Genomic DNA, 17,094 nt, shown 5'->3' with positions numbered 1-17,094 from the left:
CGATCTGCGAGGTCACTGACCGCGCCATCGGCCTTTTTCCTTGTTCCGATCGTTGCCCTAGACCCCAATGCCCCTAGAACAGACCACGAACCCAAGCACCACAAGGCCTGAGCCGTCCCGCCGCTTCAGCGTGGCCCCCATGATGGATTGGACGGACCGTCATTGTAGGTTCTTCCTGCGCCTGCTCTCCAAGCAAACCCTGCTCTACACCGAAATGGTCACCACCGGCGCCCTCCTCCACAACGATGCCCACCGTTTCCTGCGCCATGACGTCTCCGAGCACCCGCTGGCCCTGCAGCTGGGCGGCAGCGTGCCGGCCGACCTGGCCGCCTGCGCCAAGCTGGCCGAGGAAGCCGGCTACGACGAGGTCAACCTCAACGTCGGCTGCCCGAGCGATCGGGTGCAGAACAACATGATCGGCGCCTGCCTGATGGCCCACCCGGCACTGGTGGCCGATTGCGTGAAGGCCATGCAGGATGCGGTATCGACGCCGGTGACGGTGAAGCATCGCATCGGCATCAATGGCCGCGACAGCTATGCCGAGCTATGCGATTTCGTTGGCCAGGTGCGTGAGGCCGGTTGCCGGAGCTTTACCGTGCATGCGCGGATCGCGATACTCGAGGGGCTGTCGCCGAAGGAAAACCGCGAGATACCGCCGCTGCGCTACGACGTGGCCGCGCAGTTGAAGGCGGACTTCCCGGATCTGGAAATCGTGCTCAACGGCGGGATCAAGACCCTGGCGGAATGCCGGGCGCACCTTGAGACCTTCGATGGCGTGATGCTGGGGCGCGAGGCGTACCACAACCCTTACCTGCTGGCCGAGGTGGATCAGCAGCTGTTTGCAAGCGAAGCGCCGGTGGTGAGCCGCAGCGAGGCACTGAAGCAGTTGCGCCCTTATATCGTGGCGCATATGGAGAGTGGCGGCGCGATGCATCACATTACCCGGCATATCCTGGGGCTTGGCCAGGGGTTCCCGGGGGCGCGACGGTTCCGGCAGTTGTTGTCGGCGGATATTCACAAGGCGGCGGAGCCGCTGAAGGTGTTCGACCAAGCAGCGGAGTTGATGCAAGGGCGATGAGGTTGCCTGGGCGGGCCAGGGAACCTCGCGACCGCTGCTGACTCGAATCATCACCTTCGGCAATTCTGCCCTGCCCCACTGGCCTCTTGAGCGCCCGTCGGGCCTCGGGTAATGTCGAGTAAATGCACAGGACAGAGCACGCCCATGACCTCCAAGCTGGAACAACTCAAGCAGTTCACCACCGTGGTTGCCGACACCGGGGACCTGGATGCCATCACCCGCCTCAAGCCGGTCGATGCCACCACCAACCCGTCGCTGCTGCTCAAGGCCGCTGCCATCCCGGGCTATGCCGAGCTGCTCAAGCAGGTGAAGGCCGATGCCAAGGGCAATGTCGACCTGGCCTGCGACAAGTTCGCCGTGGCCGTGGGCGCGGGCATTCTCAAGGTCATACCGGGGCGCATCTCCACCGAGGTGGATGCACGCCTGTCGTTCGATGAGCCGGCGCTGCTGAACAAGGCACGCCAGCTGATCGACCTGTACGAAGCCGCCGGAGTGTCGAAAGACCGCGTGCTGATCAAGCTGGCCTCCACCTGGGAAGGCATCCGCGCCGCAGAAAAGCTGGAAAAGGAAGGCATCCAGACCAACCTGACCCTGCTGTTCTCCTTCGCCCAGGCCCAGGCCTGCGCCGACGCTGGCGTGTTCCTGATTTCGCCGTTCGTGGGCCGTATCTACGACTGGTACAAGAAGAGCACCGGCCAGGAGTACGTCGGCGCCGAAGACCCGGGCGTGCAGTCGGTCACGCGCATCTACAACTACTACAAGGCCAATGGCTACGACACCGTGGTCATGGGCGCCAGCTTCCGCAATCTTGGCCAGATCGAACAGCTGGCCGGCTGCGATCGCCTGACCATCAGCCCGGACCTGCTGGACAAGCTGGGCAGCGACCAAGGCGAGCTGCCGCGGATTCTCAAGCCAGGCAATGCCGGTGAAGCCAAGCAGGTGCTGAACGAAAGCCAGTTCCGCTGGGCGATGAACGAGGATGCCATGGGCACCGAGAAGCTGGCTGAAGGCATTCGCCAGTTTGCCCGGGATCAGGAAAAACTCGAGAAGTTGATGGCTGAAAAAGCCTGATACATCTACGGTTTGCCAGACGGGCGGGAAATGTTCAGCATTTTCCGCCCGTTTTGTTTCAGCGGGCTATGAACGCGTTCTGAACTCAAAGGCCAAATGACCCCATCCCCACTGCCCCTCGTGCTCGCCGGTCCGGTACTGCGCCGTCTCGTACCGCAAAGGCTGGCCATCTGGCTGGTCGGCAGCCAACCCCTGCAACCCGAATTCATCATCGACGGCACCGCCAAAGTCGAATGCCAGGTCGTTGCTGTGGGCCAGCACGCCTTCATTCACCTGCTGGACATTCACTTCGCCGAGCCTTTGCCAAGCAACGTCGCCATCGAGTATGACCTGCTGCTCGACGGCCAGGGCATCGCTGGCTGGGCACCGCACTTGCTCTACCCTGGCAGCCATCGCCCCAGCCTGGTGCTGCGCGACCGCCTGGACCAGTTGCTGCACGGGTCCTGTCGCAAACCGCATCACCCGGCCGCCGACGGCCTGCTCTGCGCCGACCGTTTGCTACAGGCCGGCCAACGACCGGAAGACCGCCCCGCCGTGCTGTTGATGACTGGCGACCAGGTTTACGCCGACGACGTCGCCGGCCCGATGCTGCGCGCCATCCATGCGCTGATCGAGCGCCTGGGGCTGTTCGACGAAACGCTGGATGGCGCAGTGGTCGCCGACAGCCAGGCGCTCTACCGGCATCCGGCCAGCTACTACCATCGGGCCGACCTGTTGCCTGCCCAGGAGAGCAACGAATCGCTGCGCGAACGCTTCTTCGGCGGCAAGCGCAAGCCGATCTTCTCCTCCAGCAACGCCGACAACCACCTGGTGACCTTCGCCGAGGTCATGGCCATGTATCTGCTGGTGTGGGCGCCCGCGCCCTGGCGCCTGGTAGATCTGGGCATGCCTGCCGGTCTGAGCCAGCAGGACCAGGCACGCTATCGCGAGGAACTGCCGCTGATCGAAGCCTTCGCCGCCAGCCTGGGCGACGTGGCCCGGGTGATGGCCCACCTGCCCTGCCTGATGATCTTCGACGACCACGACATCACCGACGACTGGAACCTCTCGGCGCAGTGGGAAGAAACCGCCTACGGTCACCCCTTCTCGCGGCGGATCATCGGCAATGCGTTGCTGGGCTATCTGCTGTGCCAGGCCTGGGGCAACGACCCGGATGCCTGCAACACGCTGGTCGACCAGTGCCAGACGCTAACCCGGCAGCAGGATGAGCTGATCGGTGAGCTGCTGCGCTTCCAGGGCTGGCAGTACAGCCTGCCCACTGAGCCACCGCTGCTGGTGCTGGACACCCGCACCCGCCGCTGGCGCAGCGAGAGCGACCTGGGCAAGCCGTCCGGGCTGCTCGACTGGGAAGCGTTGTGCGAGCTGCAGCAGGCGCTGCTGGACCACCCCTCGGCCATCATCGTGTCACCGGCACCGATCTTTGGCGTCAAGCTGATCGAAACCGTGCAGAAGGTGTTCAGCTGGCTGGGCTACCCGTTGCTGGTGGATGCCGAGAACTGGATGGCCCACCGTGGGGCGGCGCAGGTGATCCTGAATATCTTCCGCCATTCGCGCACGCCGGGGCACTACGTGATTCTCTCGGGCGACGTGCACTATTCGTTCGTCTACGAGGTGCTGATCCGCCACCGCCAGCGCAGCCCGCACCTGTGGCAGGTGACCAGCAGCGGGATCAAGAACGAGTTCCCACGGCGCTTGCTGGACGTGCTGGACAGGCTCAATCGCTGGTTGTACTCGCCACGCTCACCACTGAACTGGTTCACCAAGCGCCGGCAGATGGAGGTGGTGCCACGCACGCCTAGCCGCAGCAAGGCGGGGGAGCGGCTGTGGAATGGGGCGGGGTTGGGGCAGGTGCTGTTCGATGAGCAGGGGCGGCCGGCGCGGGTGTTCCAGCTGAGTGCGGATGGCAGTGAGGCGACCGAGTTTGCGCAGCGGGATTAAATGTCACCTAGCGGCCACGCGAATCCTGTAGGAGCGGGCTTGCCCCGCGAAAGGGCCAGTACTGGCAACCAATATCCAGCAACCATTACCTGCTTCACGCCACGGCTCCCTGAACTATGTTTCGCTTGAACGCTCATCAAGGGATATCACATGGATCGTGCCCACAACCACCTCCTGCGCCGTGGCCGCTTTTCTCAACCGGGCGGGCTTTATCTCCTCACCACTGTCACCTATCAGCGACAACGCATCTTTACTCAGATGCGCTTTGCCCGCGCCGTCATTCATCAACTGCGCAAAACTGATAGTGATGGCTTGACCCATCTTTGACGTGGGTCGTCATGCCTGACCATGTGCATTGGCTGATTGAACTGCAAACTGGAATCGCGGGGCAAGCCCGCTCCTACAATGACCGTGTCATATCGAAAGGGATCAGGTCCGCTCCAGCGCATTCACCAGGTCATGGAAGGCTTCGCGGTTGGAGTCATTGAGCCCCATGAGGATCTTGTGCGCCTCCAGCACCTTGGAGCGAACTACATCCTCGTTCTGATCCTGTGACGGCAGGTCGGTCAGGCACTCGGGGCGTGGCACCGGGCGGTCGACGATGTTGAACACCTGGTCGAAGCCCATGGATTGCAGCAGGCGCGAAATGTCCGGGTTGGTGGTAACCACGGTCGGCAACAGGCCAACCTTCTGCCGCGACAGGATCGACAGCTTGGCCAGCAGGCCCAAGGTGGTGCTGTCGATGCTTTCGGTTTCGGTCAGGTCGATGACGATGGTCGAGAAGTTCAGCGCGGTGAAAATCTTCTCGATCGTCGCATCCAGCGCTGAACACAGGGTCAGGCGCACTTCACCGACGAATTTCAGTACAAAGGTACCGCTCTGCTCGGCGAACTGGATTCTACCGGTACTCATTGAAGGTTCCTGCTCAACACCAATAGGGCGATATCATCCGGCATCTCCCCAAGCGTAGCCAATCCAAATCGTTGGCGCAGCCCATCCAGGCTACCACCCGCTGCATTGACGATCTCCGGCAAGGCAGCTTCTTTATCTTTGAGCGTATGCCCCGGCAAAAGGTCCAGAATGCCATCGGACATCAGGCTCAGGCTGAACTGTGGCGGCAACTCCATCACCAGGTCCTGGTAGGTTGCCTCGTCGAACAGCCCCACCGGCAGGCCGCGGCCTTCCAGGTAGCGGGCCTGGCCCGGGGTATACAGCACCGGCAGCGGCAGGTGGCCGCCCACGGCGTAGGTCAGCAGACCGGTTTCTTCGTCGATCACGCCACCGACCATGGTCACGTGCTTGCCCAGTTTGCAGTTGATCAGCCCGCGGTTGATGTGGCTCAGCACTTCCGAAGGCTTGAACTCGCGCAGCTTGCTGCTGCGCTTGAATTCGAACAACAGCCGGGTGGTCATGAACTTCAGCAACACCGTGACGAACGCCGACGACGCACCGTGCCCGGAAACATCGGCCAGGTAGAAGGCAATGCGCCGCTCATCCACGCGGAAGTAGTCGGCGAAATCGCCCGACAGGTACAGCGACGGGATGATCTGGTGCTCGAAAGTGAACTCGCCGAGCTTCCAAGGGCTTTCCGGCAGCATGTTCATCTGCACCTGGCGACCGGCGGTCTGGTCCTCCTGCAACAAGTGCAGGCTAGCTTCCAGCTCACGGTTGGCCGCCTCCAGCTTGTCGCGATAGCGCTGGTTTTCCAGCACCAGGCGTGACCGGTCGAGCGCCCGGCGTACCGAGTGTTCGAGCACGGCCAGGTCTTCCAGCGGCTTGATCAGGTAGTCGGCAGCGCCCAGGCGCAAGGCCTCGACCGCGTCACTCATCACGCCGGCACCCGACACCACGATCACCGGCAACTGCGGTGCGCGCTCGCTGATCTGGCGGATCAGTTCGAGGCCGCCCATCTGCGGCATGCGCAGATCGCAGATCACGAGGTCGGGCTGGTGTTCTTCGAAGACCTGGAGCCCCTGCTGGCCATTACCGGCCTGGAGGACGCTGAAGCCACTGTCTTCCAGATAGGCGGCGAGGCTCGCACGGACCACGTCGTCATCATCGATGATCAGCAGCGTTGCACTGATTTTCTGCATGTGGGCGAACGGCGCCGATTTGGGTGGGTGCAGGGGCGTCGGCAAGGCTGACATCCAACTGCTGGAATACTCTGTGGTAACGCTCTACTTGAGTTGTAGGCCAAGAACGCGCCCCAGGCAACCAGTCGAGATACCTCGTAAGGCGCAGACGGTACTCCCATCCGCCAGGTGTTTCAAGCATACGTCGGTCGAGTACGCTGCTCTTTACAGGGTAAATCACCGAGAGTTATAAAAACGCCAACCAGTACAACCTATTGGGAAGGATGCAGCATGCCTCATACGCCCTCCAATCACAGCGAGAAACGCGATTTCATCCGCATGCGCATCGACACCGAGGTCAGCCTGCTGCATGAGGGGCAGGTCATCGCGGCGGTGTGCCTTGACCTTTCCAGCGGCGGCATGCAGGTGCAGGCGCCGCAGCAATTCAAGGTCGGTGACCACCTGGAGGTGCGCATCGACTCCGATCACCCGGCCCTCAAGGGCCTGCACGCCAGTACCGAGGTGGTGTGGATCGCCGATCAACCCGATGGGCAGCAGAAATTCGGCCTGCGCATCCTGGCCATGCATTGAGCTGTAACAAAAACGGCGACCCGAAGGTCGCCGTTTTCATGCCTGCAAGGATCAGAAGTCGTCTTCGACTTCGCCATCCTTGACCTTGAACTCGCGGTTCTGCAGGTAGGCATTGCGGATGAAGATGTACTTGTCACCCTGAATCAGCTTCTCGGCCGACAGCAGGCTGGCCCGGGTGTCGACCACGTTCAGGGCGAAGATCGAGTTACGCACCGGCACATCGTTGATGTAGCGGTAGGGTTCGGTGTAGCTGTCCGGGTACTTGGCCAGGCCGTCACGCACGGTGCTCGGGCCGAGCAGCGGGATTACCACGTACGGGCCGCTGGGCACGCCCCAGTGGCCGAGGGTCTGGCCGAAGTCTTCGTCGTTGCGCTGCAGGCCCATCTTGGTGCCGACATCGAAGAAGCCGCCAAGGCCGAACACGGTGTTGACGATCAGCCGCGCGGTATCCACGCCCGCTGCATGGGGCTTGAATTGCAGCATGTCGTTGGCCAGGTTTTTGACATCACCGACGTTGTTGAACATGTTGTGGATGCCATCCTGCAGGAACTGCGGAGTGACCCACTGGTAGCCCTTGGCCAATGGCTTGAGGCCATAGGTATCGATCGTATCGTTGAAACGGAAAATCGGTCGGTTGACCGCTTCCCAAGGATCTTCCTCGGTGGCGGCCTGAGTGGCAGCCATGGGCGCCAGCAGCAAGCTGGCGCAGACAAAGGCCTGGGTGACTCGCTCGATCACACCGGCACCGATCCTACGCATAGATGTTTCTCCATCGAAATTCTCGGCCGCAAGCGCAACGGGTGCGCTGCTGTACCGCGGCAGTATAGAGCCTTGCACGTTGATAAACAGCTTTACACATTTTTGCTCAATAAATTGTGAACAACTGTTGCCCGTCACAGCACGGTAACAATCGTCGAATAGCCTGCGGATTATTTCAGGGACGTTACCATGCTCGCTGCACCCGCCATTACCGCTGTGCTGTTCGGCCTGCGCGGTTGCCTGGTCCAGGCCACCGACGGCAGCCCCCTGCCCGCCCCTGGCGCCCTCGAAACGCTGGCCGGACTGCGCCATGCGCAGGTGCCGTGCATCTGGCTGGACGACTTGAGCAGCCTGCAGAGCAGGCGCCTGGCCACCGTATTACCAGACTGGCTGCCGGGCCACTCGGTCAACGGCGTGCGCTGGCCGGCGCCGAATGCCTGCTGGCAGGCCTTGATGAGCCTGGACAGCGAACGCCTCGAAGGTTGCGTGCTGGTCAGCGGTGAGCCCAAGCTGTTGCAATCAGGCCTCAACGCCGGCTTGTGGACAGTGGGCCTGGCGGCCTGCAGCCCGTCGTGCGACCTCTCCTCCAGGCAATGGCAGGCCATGACCCAGCAAGAGCAGGATCTGGCCCGCGGCAAGGCCACGCTGACCCTGTTCAGCCTGGGAGTGCATTCGGTGATCGACCACCTCGATGAACTGGACACCTGCCTTGCCGACATCGCCCTGCGCTGCAGCAAGGGCGAAAAACCCTGACACAGCCCCATTGATGCGGATCATGCAAAGCGCCAGCGAGTGGATTACGCTAGGAGACAGGCGAGAACCTTTGCCGCTTCGCTGAGGTCCATGCCTTGCCAAGCCATTGATGGAGAACAGCCAATGCCTGCCCGCGAATTGCAAGAGCGCTTGAACAGCCTGCGCGAGCAACTGGACCGCAACGTACCGCTTACGGATGAAGAACTGGCCGCCCTGCACGAAGAGGCCAGGCAGATCGAAGCGCAGTTGAAGCTCGAGGAAGCCACGCCGGACAACAACGTGGTCGACGGGGTGAACCTGGCGATCGAACGCTTCGAGGCCGACCACCCGGATTTGACCGCCACCCTGCGCAGCATTGCCAACTCGCTGCACAGCATGGGTATCTGAAACGACTGGGGCCTCTTTGCGGCCCATCGCCGGCAAGCGCGGACCCCACAGGGACGGCGACACACCGAACATTGTGGGAGCCGCGCTTGCCGGCGATGGGCTGCAAAGCAGCCCCAACTACACAGAACTTACTGGCGAACCAGTCGCAGGTTAGCCGGGCTGATCGCCCCGGTGCTGCGGTACGGGTTGATGTCCAGCCCGCCACGGCGCACATACCGCGCATACACGGTCAGGTGCTCTGGCTGCAGCAGGTTCTTCAAGTCCAGGTAGATCCGCTCCACGCACTGCTCATGGAAGTCGGCGTGCTGGCGGAAGCTGATCAGGTAGGTCAGCAGGCTGGCATGGTCCAGCGCCCTGCCCTTGTACTCCACCACCACGCTGCCCCAGTCTGGCTGGCCGGTCACTGGGCAATTGGATTTGAGCAAGTGGCTGTGCACGGTCTCTTCGACCATGCGCTCCGGGTTGCAGCTCAGCAATTCAGGTTGCGGCTGCTCGTAGTTGTCGATCACCACATCCAGTGCATCGATGCACTGCCCAGGCAAGGCAACCACGCCCTGCGCCTCCACTTCCGCCAGGGTGCGCACCTGCACGCCCACCGGCTTGCCAGCAGCCGCCGAAAGGTCCTTCACCAGGCACGCCTGCAGCTCGCCGATCGAGGCGAACACGGTCTGGTTCAACGAGTTGAGGTAGAGCTTGAAGGACTTCGACTCGATGATGTTCGGCGAATCAGCCGGAATGGCGAACTCACCGATGGCCACCACCGGCTTGCCCGAGGGCAGCAGCCACGACAGCTCAAAGCAGTTCCAGTAATCCACGCCCTGCCACGGCAAGGTCTGGGCAGTCACGCCCAGCTCAGCCCACTTGGCCGTACGCGGGATCGGGAACAGCAACGAAGGCGTGTAGGTGGCGATGTATTCGCTGGACTTGCCCAGCGGAGAATGTTCGGCGGCGGGATGCATGGAAACTGACCTGGAGGTTCGAAATTGCCTCTAGTCTACCGGTTTTGCTCCCCGCCTTGGAGTGCAAGTCACTCGATGGTCAGCTTCCCGACCATACCGGCCTGATAGTGCCCCGGCACGTTGCAGGCGAACTCGATCGGCGCCGCCTTGCGGAAGGTCCAGGTCAGCTCGGCGCGCTGGCCAGGCTGCACCAGCACGGTGTTGCCGCCGTCGTGGCCATGGGCACCGTGGTCCATCGGCTTGGCGGGCGCATGGCCCATCTGCGAATGGTCCATGCCCTCATGCTGCATGGCAGCGTTGTACATCTTGCCCTGCATGGCGATCATTTCTTTCTGGTGCTCTGCATGCATGGTCTTGTCACCGAGGTTGAACTCGTGGGGCAGCTTGCCCTCGTTGACCACCACGAAACGTACGGTCTCGCCCGCCTTCACATGCAGACTCTTGGGCTCGAAGGCGATGTCCTTGAGCACCACTTCGACGGTACGGGTGGCCTTGGCTGCCGGGGCGGGCTCGCCGAAAGCGAAGGTTTTCGCCTCATCTGCCAGGGTGGGCAGGCTGACCAGGGCTAGCGCAGCGGCGATGAACAGGTGTTTCATGATGACTCCGAAAAATCACAGCGGGATGAAACCACTCTAGAAAGGCACGGCTGGCGGTTAGCTGACGGGAAGATTACAACTTTGTCAGCTTGGGCGAGCAGGCACATCGTCACGTATCATTTCAGCCATCACCCGACCCTGTGGGAGCCCCATGAAACTGCTGATCGTCGAAGACCAGGCCCGCACCGGCCAGTACCTCAGCCAAGGCCTGAGCGAAGCCGGCTTCGCCACCGAACTGGCCACCGACGGCGAGACTGGCCAGTACCTGGCCGTGACCGGCGACCACGACCTGCTGATCCTCGACGTGATGCTGCCCGGGCGTGACGGCTGGCAGATTTTGCAAGCCGTGCGCACTGCCGGCCTGGATACCCCGGTGCTGTTCCTCACCGCCCGCGACGCCGTCGAAGACCGTGTGCACGGCCTGGAACTGGGCGCCGACGATTACCTGGTCAAGCCGTTCGCCTTTTCCGAACTGTTGGCCCGGGTACGCAGCCTGCTGCGCCGCGGCGCCAGCCCCAGCCAGGACACCACCCTGACCCTGGCCGACCTGCGCCTGGACCTGATCCGCCGCCGCGCCGAACGGGCCGGCACACGCATCGACCTGACCGCCAAGGAGTTCGCCCTGCTCGAACTGCTGCTGCGCCGCCAGGGCGAGGTGCTGCCGAAATCACTTATTGCCTCGCAAGTGTGGGACATGAACTTCGATAGCGACACCAACGTGATCGAAGTGGCGGTACGCCGCCTGCGCCTGAAGATCGATGACCCGCACCCGAACAAGCTGATCCATACCGTGCGCGGCATGGGCTACGTGCTCGAAGAGCGCCAGGACTGATGCGCCGGCTTTCCCTCGGCACGCGCCTGGCGCTGCTGTTTGCCGCCTGTACCGCCACCGTGTCGCTGGGTGCGGGGCTGCTGTTCAACCGTGCCAGCGAGCAGCATTTCGTCGAACTGGACCAGCAACTGCTGGAGTCGCGCCTGTCCCTGTTTCGCAGCCAGCTCGCTGGCCTGAAGGGCCCTGACGATCTGCAAAGCCGCTTGCCAGCCCTGCGCAACGAGCTCAGCCACCAGGCTGACCTGGCGCTGCGCATCGATGGCCGCGACGGGGCAATCTGGTTCGCCAGCCGCGACGGCCTGCCAGGCACTCCGTCAACGCCCGGGCTGACGACGCTGCACACAGGCGGCGTCGATTATCGAAGCCTGGCAGTGCCAGCGGACGATCAGACGGCTGCGCAACTGACGCTGTTTCTCGACATCACCCATCACCAGCACTTCCTGCAAGGCATGCAGCGCCTGATCTGGCTCACCGTCGGGCTGTCGGCCCTGGCCACTGCGCTGCTGGGTGCCTGGGCCGCGCGCAGCGGCCTGCGACCACTGCGCCAGATGGGCCAGGTGGCCAACAGCGTATCGGCGCGCTCACTGACCACCCGCCTGCCGGTGGCGCAGATGCCCGAGGAGCTGGCGGAACTGGCCACCACCGTCAACGCCATGCTGCAACGCCTGGACGACGCCTTTCAGCGCCTGTCGGCGTTCTCCGCCGACATCGCCCACGAGCTGCGCACGCCGCTGTCCAACCTGCTGACCCACACCCAGGTCACCCTCACCCGCCCGCGCAGCCTGGAGGAATACCGCGAGGCACTGCATGGCAACCTCGAGGAACTGCAGTGGATGGCGCAGATGATCAACGACATGCTGTTCCTCGCCAAGGCCGACCATGGCCTGCTGGTGCCGGGGCAGGCGACGTTGGCCTTGCACGATGACGTGGACGCGCTGCTGGAGTATTACGCGCCGTTGGCCGAGGACAATGAGGTGCAGTTGATGCGCGAAGGCGAGGCGGTATTGCAGGGAGACCGGCATATGCTGCGCCGGGCCCTGTCCAACCTGCTCGACAACGCCCTGCGCTTCACGCCGGCGGGTGGGCAGATACGGGTGACGCTGGAGCCGGGGTTACGGATTTGCGTGGCCAATACCGGGGCGGCCATCGAAGCGGCGGCGTTACCGCGCCTGTTTGATCGTTTCTACCGGGTGGACCCGGCGCGGCGGGAAGGTAGCAGCGAACATGCCGGGTTGGGGTTGGCGATTACCCGGTCGATCGTGCAGGCCCATGGCGGGAGTATTCGGGCGCAATGCGGTGACGGCTGGACAAGGTTCGTGATCGAATTGCCTGAAATTCGATAAATTTGGGGGCGCTTGGCGCCCCCAGGTTCTCTAGCAAACATCAAACTGCCAGGCCAATCGCCGGCTGAACCTGAGAAGCCCGATACGCCGGATAGATGGTCGCCAGGAAGCTCATCACCAACCCGGCAGCACAGATCATCAGCACATCCCCGCCCTGCAGCTCGGACGGCAAGCTGCTGACGAAGTAAACATCCGATGTGAAGATGTGCTGCCCGCTCACCCGTTCCAGCCAGCCGACGATCTGGCTGACATTGAGCGCAGCGATCACCCCGAGCACGCCACCGATCAAGGTGCCGACAATGCCGATCAGGCTGCCCTGGACCATGAACGTGCCCATGATCTGCGCTGGCGTGGCGCCCAGGGTACGGAGGATGGCGATGTCCGGCCCCTTGTCGTTCACCACCATCACCAGGGTAGCGATGATGTTGAATGCCGCCACCGCGATGATCATCAGCAGCAACAGGCCGATCATGGTCTTTTCCATCTTCATCGCGCTGAACAGGCTGCCCTGGGTGTGCGACCAGTCATCGGCGCGATAGCCATCGCCCAAGCCGGCAGCGATCGCCTTGGACACCTGCGGCGCTGCGTACAAGTCGTGCAGCTTCAGGCGCACACCCTGTACCTGGCCAGGCGCCCAGCGCTGCATTTCGCCGGCATCGGCCACATGCATGTAGGCCTGCGAACCGTCCAGCTCGGCACCGACCTTGAATATGCCGACCACGGTCAGGCGCTGCATGCGCGGGGTGATACCGCCGGGTTCCTTGCTGATTTCCGGCACGATCAGGGTCAGCTTGTCGCCGGTGTTGAGGCGGAAGCGCCGCGCGGTCAGCTCGCCGATGACCACGCCGTACTCACCCGGCTGCAGGCCCTGCAGGCGGCCCTGGACGATATGCTGGCCGACGATCGAGACCTTGTCTTCCTCGGCAGGGTCGATGCCGCTGACCTGGATCGGCTGCATCGCCCCCTTGTACGAGAGCATGCCTTCCATCTCGGTGATCGGCGCCGCGGCCATCACGGCCGGGTTCTGCATCGCAGCATCGGCAGCCTTGCGCCAGTCGTCCAGCGGCTGCACGCCAAGGATCGAGGCATGCGGCACCAGGCCGAGAATGCGCGAGCTCATTTCGCGCTGGAAGCCGTTCATCACCGACAGCACCACGATCATCGCCAGCACGCCCAGCGACAGGCCGATCATCGAGGTCATCGAAATGAACGAGATGAAGTGGTTGCGGCGCTTGGCCCGGGTGTAGCGCGCGCCGATGAAGATGGGCAAGGGTCTGAACATGTAGGAAACACCCAATTAAAACGGGAAAACGGGGCGGCATCGCCACCCCGTGCACTCGGTCAGATCGCCACCAGGTGGCCGTCGTCGAGCTTCAGTACGCGGTCCATCTGGCGCGCCAGGTTGAGGTCGTGAGTCACCACCAGGAAAGCGGTGCGCGACGCACTGGACAGCTCCTGCATCAGTTCCTGGATGCCCTGGGCGGTGTGGTGGTCGAGGTTGCCGGTCGGCTCGTCGAGCATCACCAGGCCCGGGCGGTTGACCAGGGCACGGGCGATTGCCACCCGCTGGCGCTCGCCACCGGACAGCTCGGCCGGCTTGTGGTGCAGGCGATGGCCCAGGCCAACGCGCTTGAGCAGCGCCTCGGCGCGCTCACGGGCCTCCGGGATGGCGGTGCGGCCGATCAGCAGCGGCATGCACACGTTCTCCATGGCGGTGAACTCTGGCAACAGGTGATGGAACTGGTAGACGAAGCCCAGTTCACGATTGCGCAGCAGGCCGCGGGCGCGCTCGCCAAGAGCCGACAGCTCTTCGCCGGCCAGCCACACGCTGCCCTGGGTCGGCCGGTCGAGGCCACCGAGCAGGTTGAGCAAGGTACTCTTGCCGGAGCCGGAGCTGCCGACGATGGCCACGCGCTCACCGGCGTGCAGTTCCAGGTTGAGCCCGGACAACACCTGCACCGACTCCGGGCCCTCGTCGTAGGACTTGCCCAGGTTGCGGCAACTCAGAACGGCTTTATCACTCATGCGCGACTCACTCATAACGTAGCGCCTCTGCAGGCTGGGTGCGGGCCGCACGCCAGGCCGGGTACAGGGTGGCGAAGAAACTCAGGACCAGTGCCGCACCGCAGACCATATACACGTCCTGGGCCTGGATCTGCGACGGCAGGTAATCGATGAAATACACATCGGCGTTGAGGAACTTGTGCCCGATCAGCTTCTCGATGCCGGCGATCGCCGCGCTCACGTTCAGCGCCGCGACGATCCCGACCACGGCGCCGATCAGCGTGCCGATCACCCCGATCACCGTGCCCTGGACCATGAAGATCAGCATGATCTGCCCAGGCGTGGCGCCCAGGGTACGGAGAATGGCGATGTCACCGCGTTTGTCGTTGACCACCATCACCAGGGTGGAAATGATATTGAATGCCGCCACCGCGACGATCAGCAGCAACAGCAGGCCGATCATGGCCTTTTCCATGCGGATCGCCTGGTACAGGTTGCCGTGGGTACGGGTCCAGTCGCGGCTGTAGTACTCCTGGTCGCCCAGCTGCTGGGCGATGCTCCAGGCTACCCGCGGCGCCTGGAACAGATCGTCGAACTTCAGGCGCAGGCCCTGCACCTGGTCCGGCTTCCAGCGGTGCAGGCGGGACAGGTCGGTGATGTTGGTCAGGCCCAGGTAACCGTCGATCTCGCCAGCGCCAACGTGGAAGGTGCCGACCACGGTAAAGCGCTTCATGCGCGGGAACATGCCGGCCGGGGTCACGCTGACCTCGGGGGCGACGAAGGTCAGCTTGTCGCCGATGGCCACGCCCAGCTTGGCCGCGGCCTTGTCGCCGATCATGATGCCCCACTCTCCGGGCGCCAGCTTGTCGAGGCTGCCTTGCTGGATGAAGTTGTCGATGATCGACACCTCGCGCTCGCGCGCCGGGTCGATGCCATTGAGCAACACTTTCTGCACCTTGCCGTCATGGGTCAGCAGGCCCTGCATCTGCGTGTACGGGGCTACCGCCAGCACCTGCGGATTCTGCTTTACTTGTTGGGCAAGGGCAGACCAGTCGTTGATCGGCTGGCCGCTCTCCAGCGTGGCGTGGGGGATCATGCCCAGCACGCGGGTACGCATCTCGTGGTCGAAACCGTTCATGACCGAGAGCACCACGATCATCACCACCACGCCCAGGGCGAGGCCGATCATCGAGGTCAGGGAAATGAACGAGACGAAGTGGTTACGGCGCTTGGCACGGGTGTAACGCGTACCGATGAATGCGAAAAGAGGTCTGAACATGTCGGGGCTTGTTCGGATGAAAGGGAACGTCCTTGTGGCGAGGCGCCTACGGCGGCTTTACACTCGGACCACCGCCGCAACCATGGGTTCGCCATGACGACATTAGACGAAGAAGATCGCCGCGAATACTACCGCATCGAAGATCGGATCGCACTGGAAATCAGCCCCCTCAGCGCGGCCGAAGCCCTTGAAGCAGAACTGTTGCAGGATGATTCACCGCTGTTCAACCTGCTCAGCGAGCTGCACCTGTCCGACTTCGAGTCGCAGCACCTGCTGCGCCAGCTGAGCGAGAAGGACCGCACCCTGGCGGCATTCTTGCGGGCGCAGAACAAACGCCTCGACCTGCTCAGCGCAGTGGTCGCGCAAACCCTGCTCGGCGAAATCGGCCAACCCCAGCGCGTGATCATTTCCGAAGGCGGCATCGAATTCGCGCAACCTCAGCAGATCGCCCCCGGCACCCGGGTGAAGGTGAAAATGGTGCTGATGCCGCGCGCCCATGGCCTGCTGCTGCGCGGCAAGATCACCCACTGCGACCTGCGCCCGGACGGCGATTTCGAGGTCGGCACGGAATTCACCGACATGACCGATGCCCAACGGCAACTGCTGGCCCGCTACATCCTGCAACGCCAACAGCAGCAACGGCGCCAGCAACTGGAACAAGACGGCCCCGCCTCCTGAGCTCTATTTCCCTGATTTGAAGGAACGAACGTGACCCTGATCTACGGCCACCGCGGCGCCAAGGGCGAAGCCCCCGAAAATACCCTGAAGAGTTTTCAGCAGTGCCTGTCCCACGGCGTGACCCGCTGCGAACTGGACCTGCACCTGTCAGCCGACAACGAGCTGATGGTGATCCACGACCCTACCCTCAAGCGCACCACCGGCCGACGCGGCAAGGTGGTCGAGCACCCGGCTGCCGAATTGATCAAGATCGATGCGCGCAAGGGTGGCCCGGGCCACGTGCAGCCCTGCCCAATTCCGAAACTCGAAGAACTGTTCGAGAAGTGCCCGTTCGAGCATTGGCAGCTGGAGGTCAAGAGTGCCTCGCGCACCCGCGCCGCCACCACCGTGCTGGCGATCCGCGAACTGGCGCAGCAGTACGGCCTGCTGGACAAGGTGACCATCACCTCCAGCTCACGGGAAGTGCTGGGCGCGGCCCAAGAACTGGTACCGGATGTGAAGCGCGGGCTGGTTGCCGAGTACGCCTGGCTCGACCCGTTGAAGGTCGCGCAGAACTATGGCTGCGAACTGCTGGCTTTGAACTGGACACTGTGCACCCCCGAGCGCCTGCTCAAAGCCCAGGGCCAGGGTCTGCATGTGTCGGTGTGGACGGTCAACGAACCGGCACTGATGCGCCGGCTCGCTGATTTTGGCGTGGACAGCCTGATTACAGACTTTCCCGGTTTGGCCAAGACCACCCTCGGGTAGGGCTGAA

General features: G+C 63.1%; 19 protein-coding genes. 11 read left to right on the top strand and 8 right to left on the bottom strand.

All coding sequences use genetic code 11. From position 1 onward, the window contains the following. Positions 1–67 precede the first annotated feature (67 nt). The 4 genes from dusA to C2H86_RS20355 all read left to right on the top strand — a co-directional run bounded on the left by dusA (position 68) and on the right by C2H86_RS20355 (position 4,414). Entirely contained in the window at positions 68–1,078 is a 1,011-nt protein-coding gene (gene dusA, locus C2H86_RS20370; RefSeq protein ID WP_159409535.1) for a tRNA dihydrouridine(20/20a) synthase DusA, read from the top strand. Between the two features lie 144 nt (positions 1,079–1,222). Next, the gene (gene tal / locus C2H86_RS20365) at positions 1,223–2,149 is read left to right on the top strand and encodes a transaldolase (RefSeq protein WP_159409534.1); all 927 of its coding nucleotides are present in this window, start codon (positions 1,223–1,225) and stop codon (positions 2,147–2,149) included. Positions 2,150–2,245: 96 nt separating this feature from the next. Further along, positions 2,246–4,087 carry an alkaline phosphatase D family protein gene (locus C2H86_RS20360; RefSeq protein WP_159409533.1) on the top strand — a complete coding sequence of 614 codons (1,842 nt, stop codon included), beginning with the start codon at positions 2,246–2,248 and terminating at the stop codon, positions 4,085–4,087. Between the two features lie 150 nt (positions 4,088–4,237). After that, positions 4,238–4,414: a hypothetical protein gene (locus C2H86_RS20355; RefSeq protein WP_430738559.1), complete on the top strand. Its 177-nt coding sequence runs from the start codon at positions 4,238–4,240 to the stop codon at positions 4,412–4,414. Positions 4,415–4,516: 102 nt separating this feature from the next. On the opposite strand, the gene rssC is transcribed toward C2H86_RS20355, so the two are convergent. Both rssC and rssB read right to left on the bottom strand, forming a co-directional pair. After that, the gene (gene rssC, locus C2H86_RS20350; protein ID WP_027919583.1) at positions 4,517–4,999 is read right to left on the bottom strand and encodes an anti-sigma factor antagonist RssC; all 483 of its coding nucleotides are present in this window, start codon (positions 4,997–4,999) and stop codon (positions 4,517–4,519) included. Beyond that, positions 4,996–6,180, bottom strand: coding sequence for a two-component system response regulator RssB (rssB, locus tag C2H86_RS20345; RefSeq protein WP_159412964.1), 1,185 nt, complete (start codon positions 6,178–6,180; stop codon positions 4,996–4,998). The genes rssC and rssB overlap by 4 nt, the downstream gene beginning before the upstream one ends. Positions 6,181–6,450: 270 nt before the next feature. On the opposite strand from rssB, the gene C2H86_RS20340 reads away from it, so the two are divergent. Then, positions 6,451–6,750: a PilZ domain-containing protein gene (locus C2H86_RS20340; protein ID WP_159409532.1), complete on the top strand. Its 300-nt coding sequence runs from the start codon at positions 6,451–6,453 to the stop codon at positions 6,748–6,750. Between the two features lie 51 nt (positions 6,751–6,801). Here the strand turns inward: C2H86_RS20340 and C2H86_RS20335 are convergent, their stop codons facing one another. Further along, entirely contained in the window at positions 6,802–7,509 is a 708-nt protein-coding gene (locus C2H86_RS20335; RefSeq protein WP_159409531.1) for an MlaA family lipoprotein, read from the bottom strand. Positions 7,510–7,698: 189 nt separating this feature from the next. On the opposite strand from C2H86_RS20335, the gene C2H86_RS20330 reads away from it, so the two are divergent. Together C2H86_RS20330 and C2H86_RS20325 are read left to right on the top strand one after the other, a co-directional pair. Continuing rightward, positions 7,699–8,262: a phosphonoacetaldehyde phosphonohydrolase-related protein gene (locus tag C2H86_RS20330; protein ID WP_159409530.1), complete on the top strand. Its 564-nt coding sequence runs from the start codon at positions 7,699–7,701 to the stop codon at positions 8,260–8,262. Positions 8,263–8,385: 123 nt separating this feature from the next. Further along, a complete protein-coding gene (locus tag C2H86_RS20325) occupies positions 8,386–8,649 on the top strand; it encodes a DUF4404 family protein (protein ID WP_103449838.1) in 264 nt (87 codons plus the stop codon). 128 nt (positions 8,650–8,777) lie between these two features. On the opposite strand, the gene queF is transcribed toward C2H86_RS20325, so the two are convergent. Together queF and C2H86_RS20315 are read right to left on the bottom strand one after the other, a co-directional pair. Further along, the gene (gene queF / locus C2H86_RS20320) at positions 8,778–9,608 is read right to left on the bottom strand and encodes an NADPH-dependent 7-cyano-7-deazaguanine reductase QueF (protein ID WP_159409529.1); all 831 of its coding nucleotides are present in this window, start codon (positions 9,606–9,608) and stop codon (positions 8,778–8,780) included. Between the two features lie 68 nt (positions 9,609–9,676). After that, complete coding sequence (locus tag C2H86_RS20315) at positions 9,677–10,204, bottom strand: cupredoxin domain-containing protein (protein WP_159409528.1); 528 nt, start codon at positions 10,202–10,204, stop codon at positions 9,677–9,679. A gap of 151 nt (positions 10,205–10,355) precedes the next feature. Between C2H86_RS20315 and cinR the strand changes: the two genes are divergently transcribed. Beyond that, complete coding sequence (cinR, locus tag C2H86_RS20310) at positions 10,356–11,036, top strand: two-component system response regulator CinR (RefSeq protein WP_159409527.1); 681 nt, start codon at positions 10,356–10,358, stop codon at positions 11,034–11,036. Next, on the top strand, positions 11,036–12,379 hold the full coding sequence (locus C2H86_RS20305) for a heavy metal sensor histidine kinase (protein ID WP_430738558.1): 1,344 nt from the start codon (positions 11,036–11,038) through the stop codon (positions 12,377–12,379). The genes cinR and C2H86_RS20305 overlap by 1 nt, the downstream gene beginning before the upstream one ends. Positions 12,380–12,419: 40 nt before the next feature. Here C2H86_RS20305 and C2H86_RS20300 read toward each other — a convergent pair whose 3' ends face one another. The 3 genes from C2H86_RS20300 to C2H86_RS20290 are packed head-to-tail and all read right to left on the bottom strand — an operon-like array spanning position 12,420 to position 15,662. After that, positions 12,420–13,661, bottom strand: a complete 1,242-nt coding sequence (locus tag C2H86_RS20300; RefSeq protein WP_159409526.1) for a lipoprotein-releasing ABC transporter permease subunit — start codon at positions 13,659–13,661, stop codon at positions 12,420–12,422. Between the two features lie 59 nt (positions 13,662–13,720). After that, the gene (lolD, locus tag C2H86_RS20295) at positions 13,721–14,404 is read right to left on the bottom strand and encodes a lipoprotein-releasing ABC transporter ATP-binding protein LolD (protein ID WP_176506135.1); all 684 of its coding nucleotides are present in this window, start codon (positions 14,402–14,404) and stop codon (positions 13,721–13,723) included. A 7-nt stretch (positions 14,405–14,411) separates the two neighbouring features. Then, positions 14,412–15,662: a lipoprotein-releasing ABC transporter permease subunit gene (locus C2H86_RS20290; protein WP_110631304.1), complete on the bottom strand. Its 1,251-nt coding sequence runs from the start codon at positions 15,660–15,662 to the stop codon at positions 14,412–14,414. Positions 15,663–15,755: 93 nt separating this feature from the next. On the opposite strand from C2H86_RS20290, the gene C2H86_RS20285 reads away from it, so the two are divergent. Both C2H86_RS20285 and C2H86_RS20280 read left to right on the top strand, forming a co-directional pair. Then, entirely contained in the window at positions 15,756–16,340 is a 585-nt protein-coding gene (locus C2H86_RS20285; protein WP_159409525.1) for a PilZ domain-containing protein, read from the top strand. Between the two features lie 30 nt (positions 16,341–16,370). Beyond that, positions 16,371–17,087, top strand: coding sequence for a glycerophosphodiester phosphodiesterase (locus C2H86_RS20280; protein ID WP_103449830.1), 717 nt, complete (start codon positions 16,371–16,373; stop codon positions 17,085–17,087). The last annotated feature ends 7 nt before the right edge of the window (positions 17,088–17,094 follow it).

This window comes from Pseudomonas putida, assembly GCF_009883635.2.
Taxonomy (GTDB): Bacteria; Pseudomonadota; Gammaproteobacteria; order Pseudomonadales; family Pseudomonadaceae; genus Aquipseudomonas; species Aquipseudomonas putida_W.
Note: the sequence above shows the minus strand (reverse complement) of the source record. Positions and strands in the feature narration are given on the sequence as shown.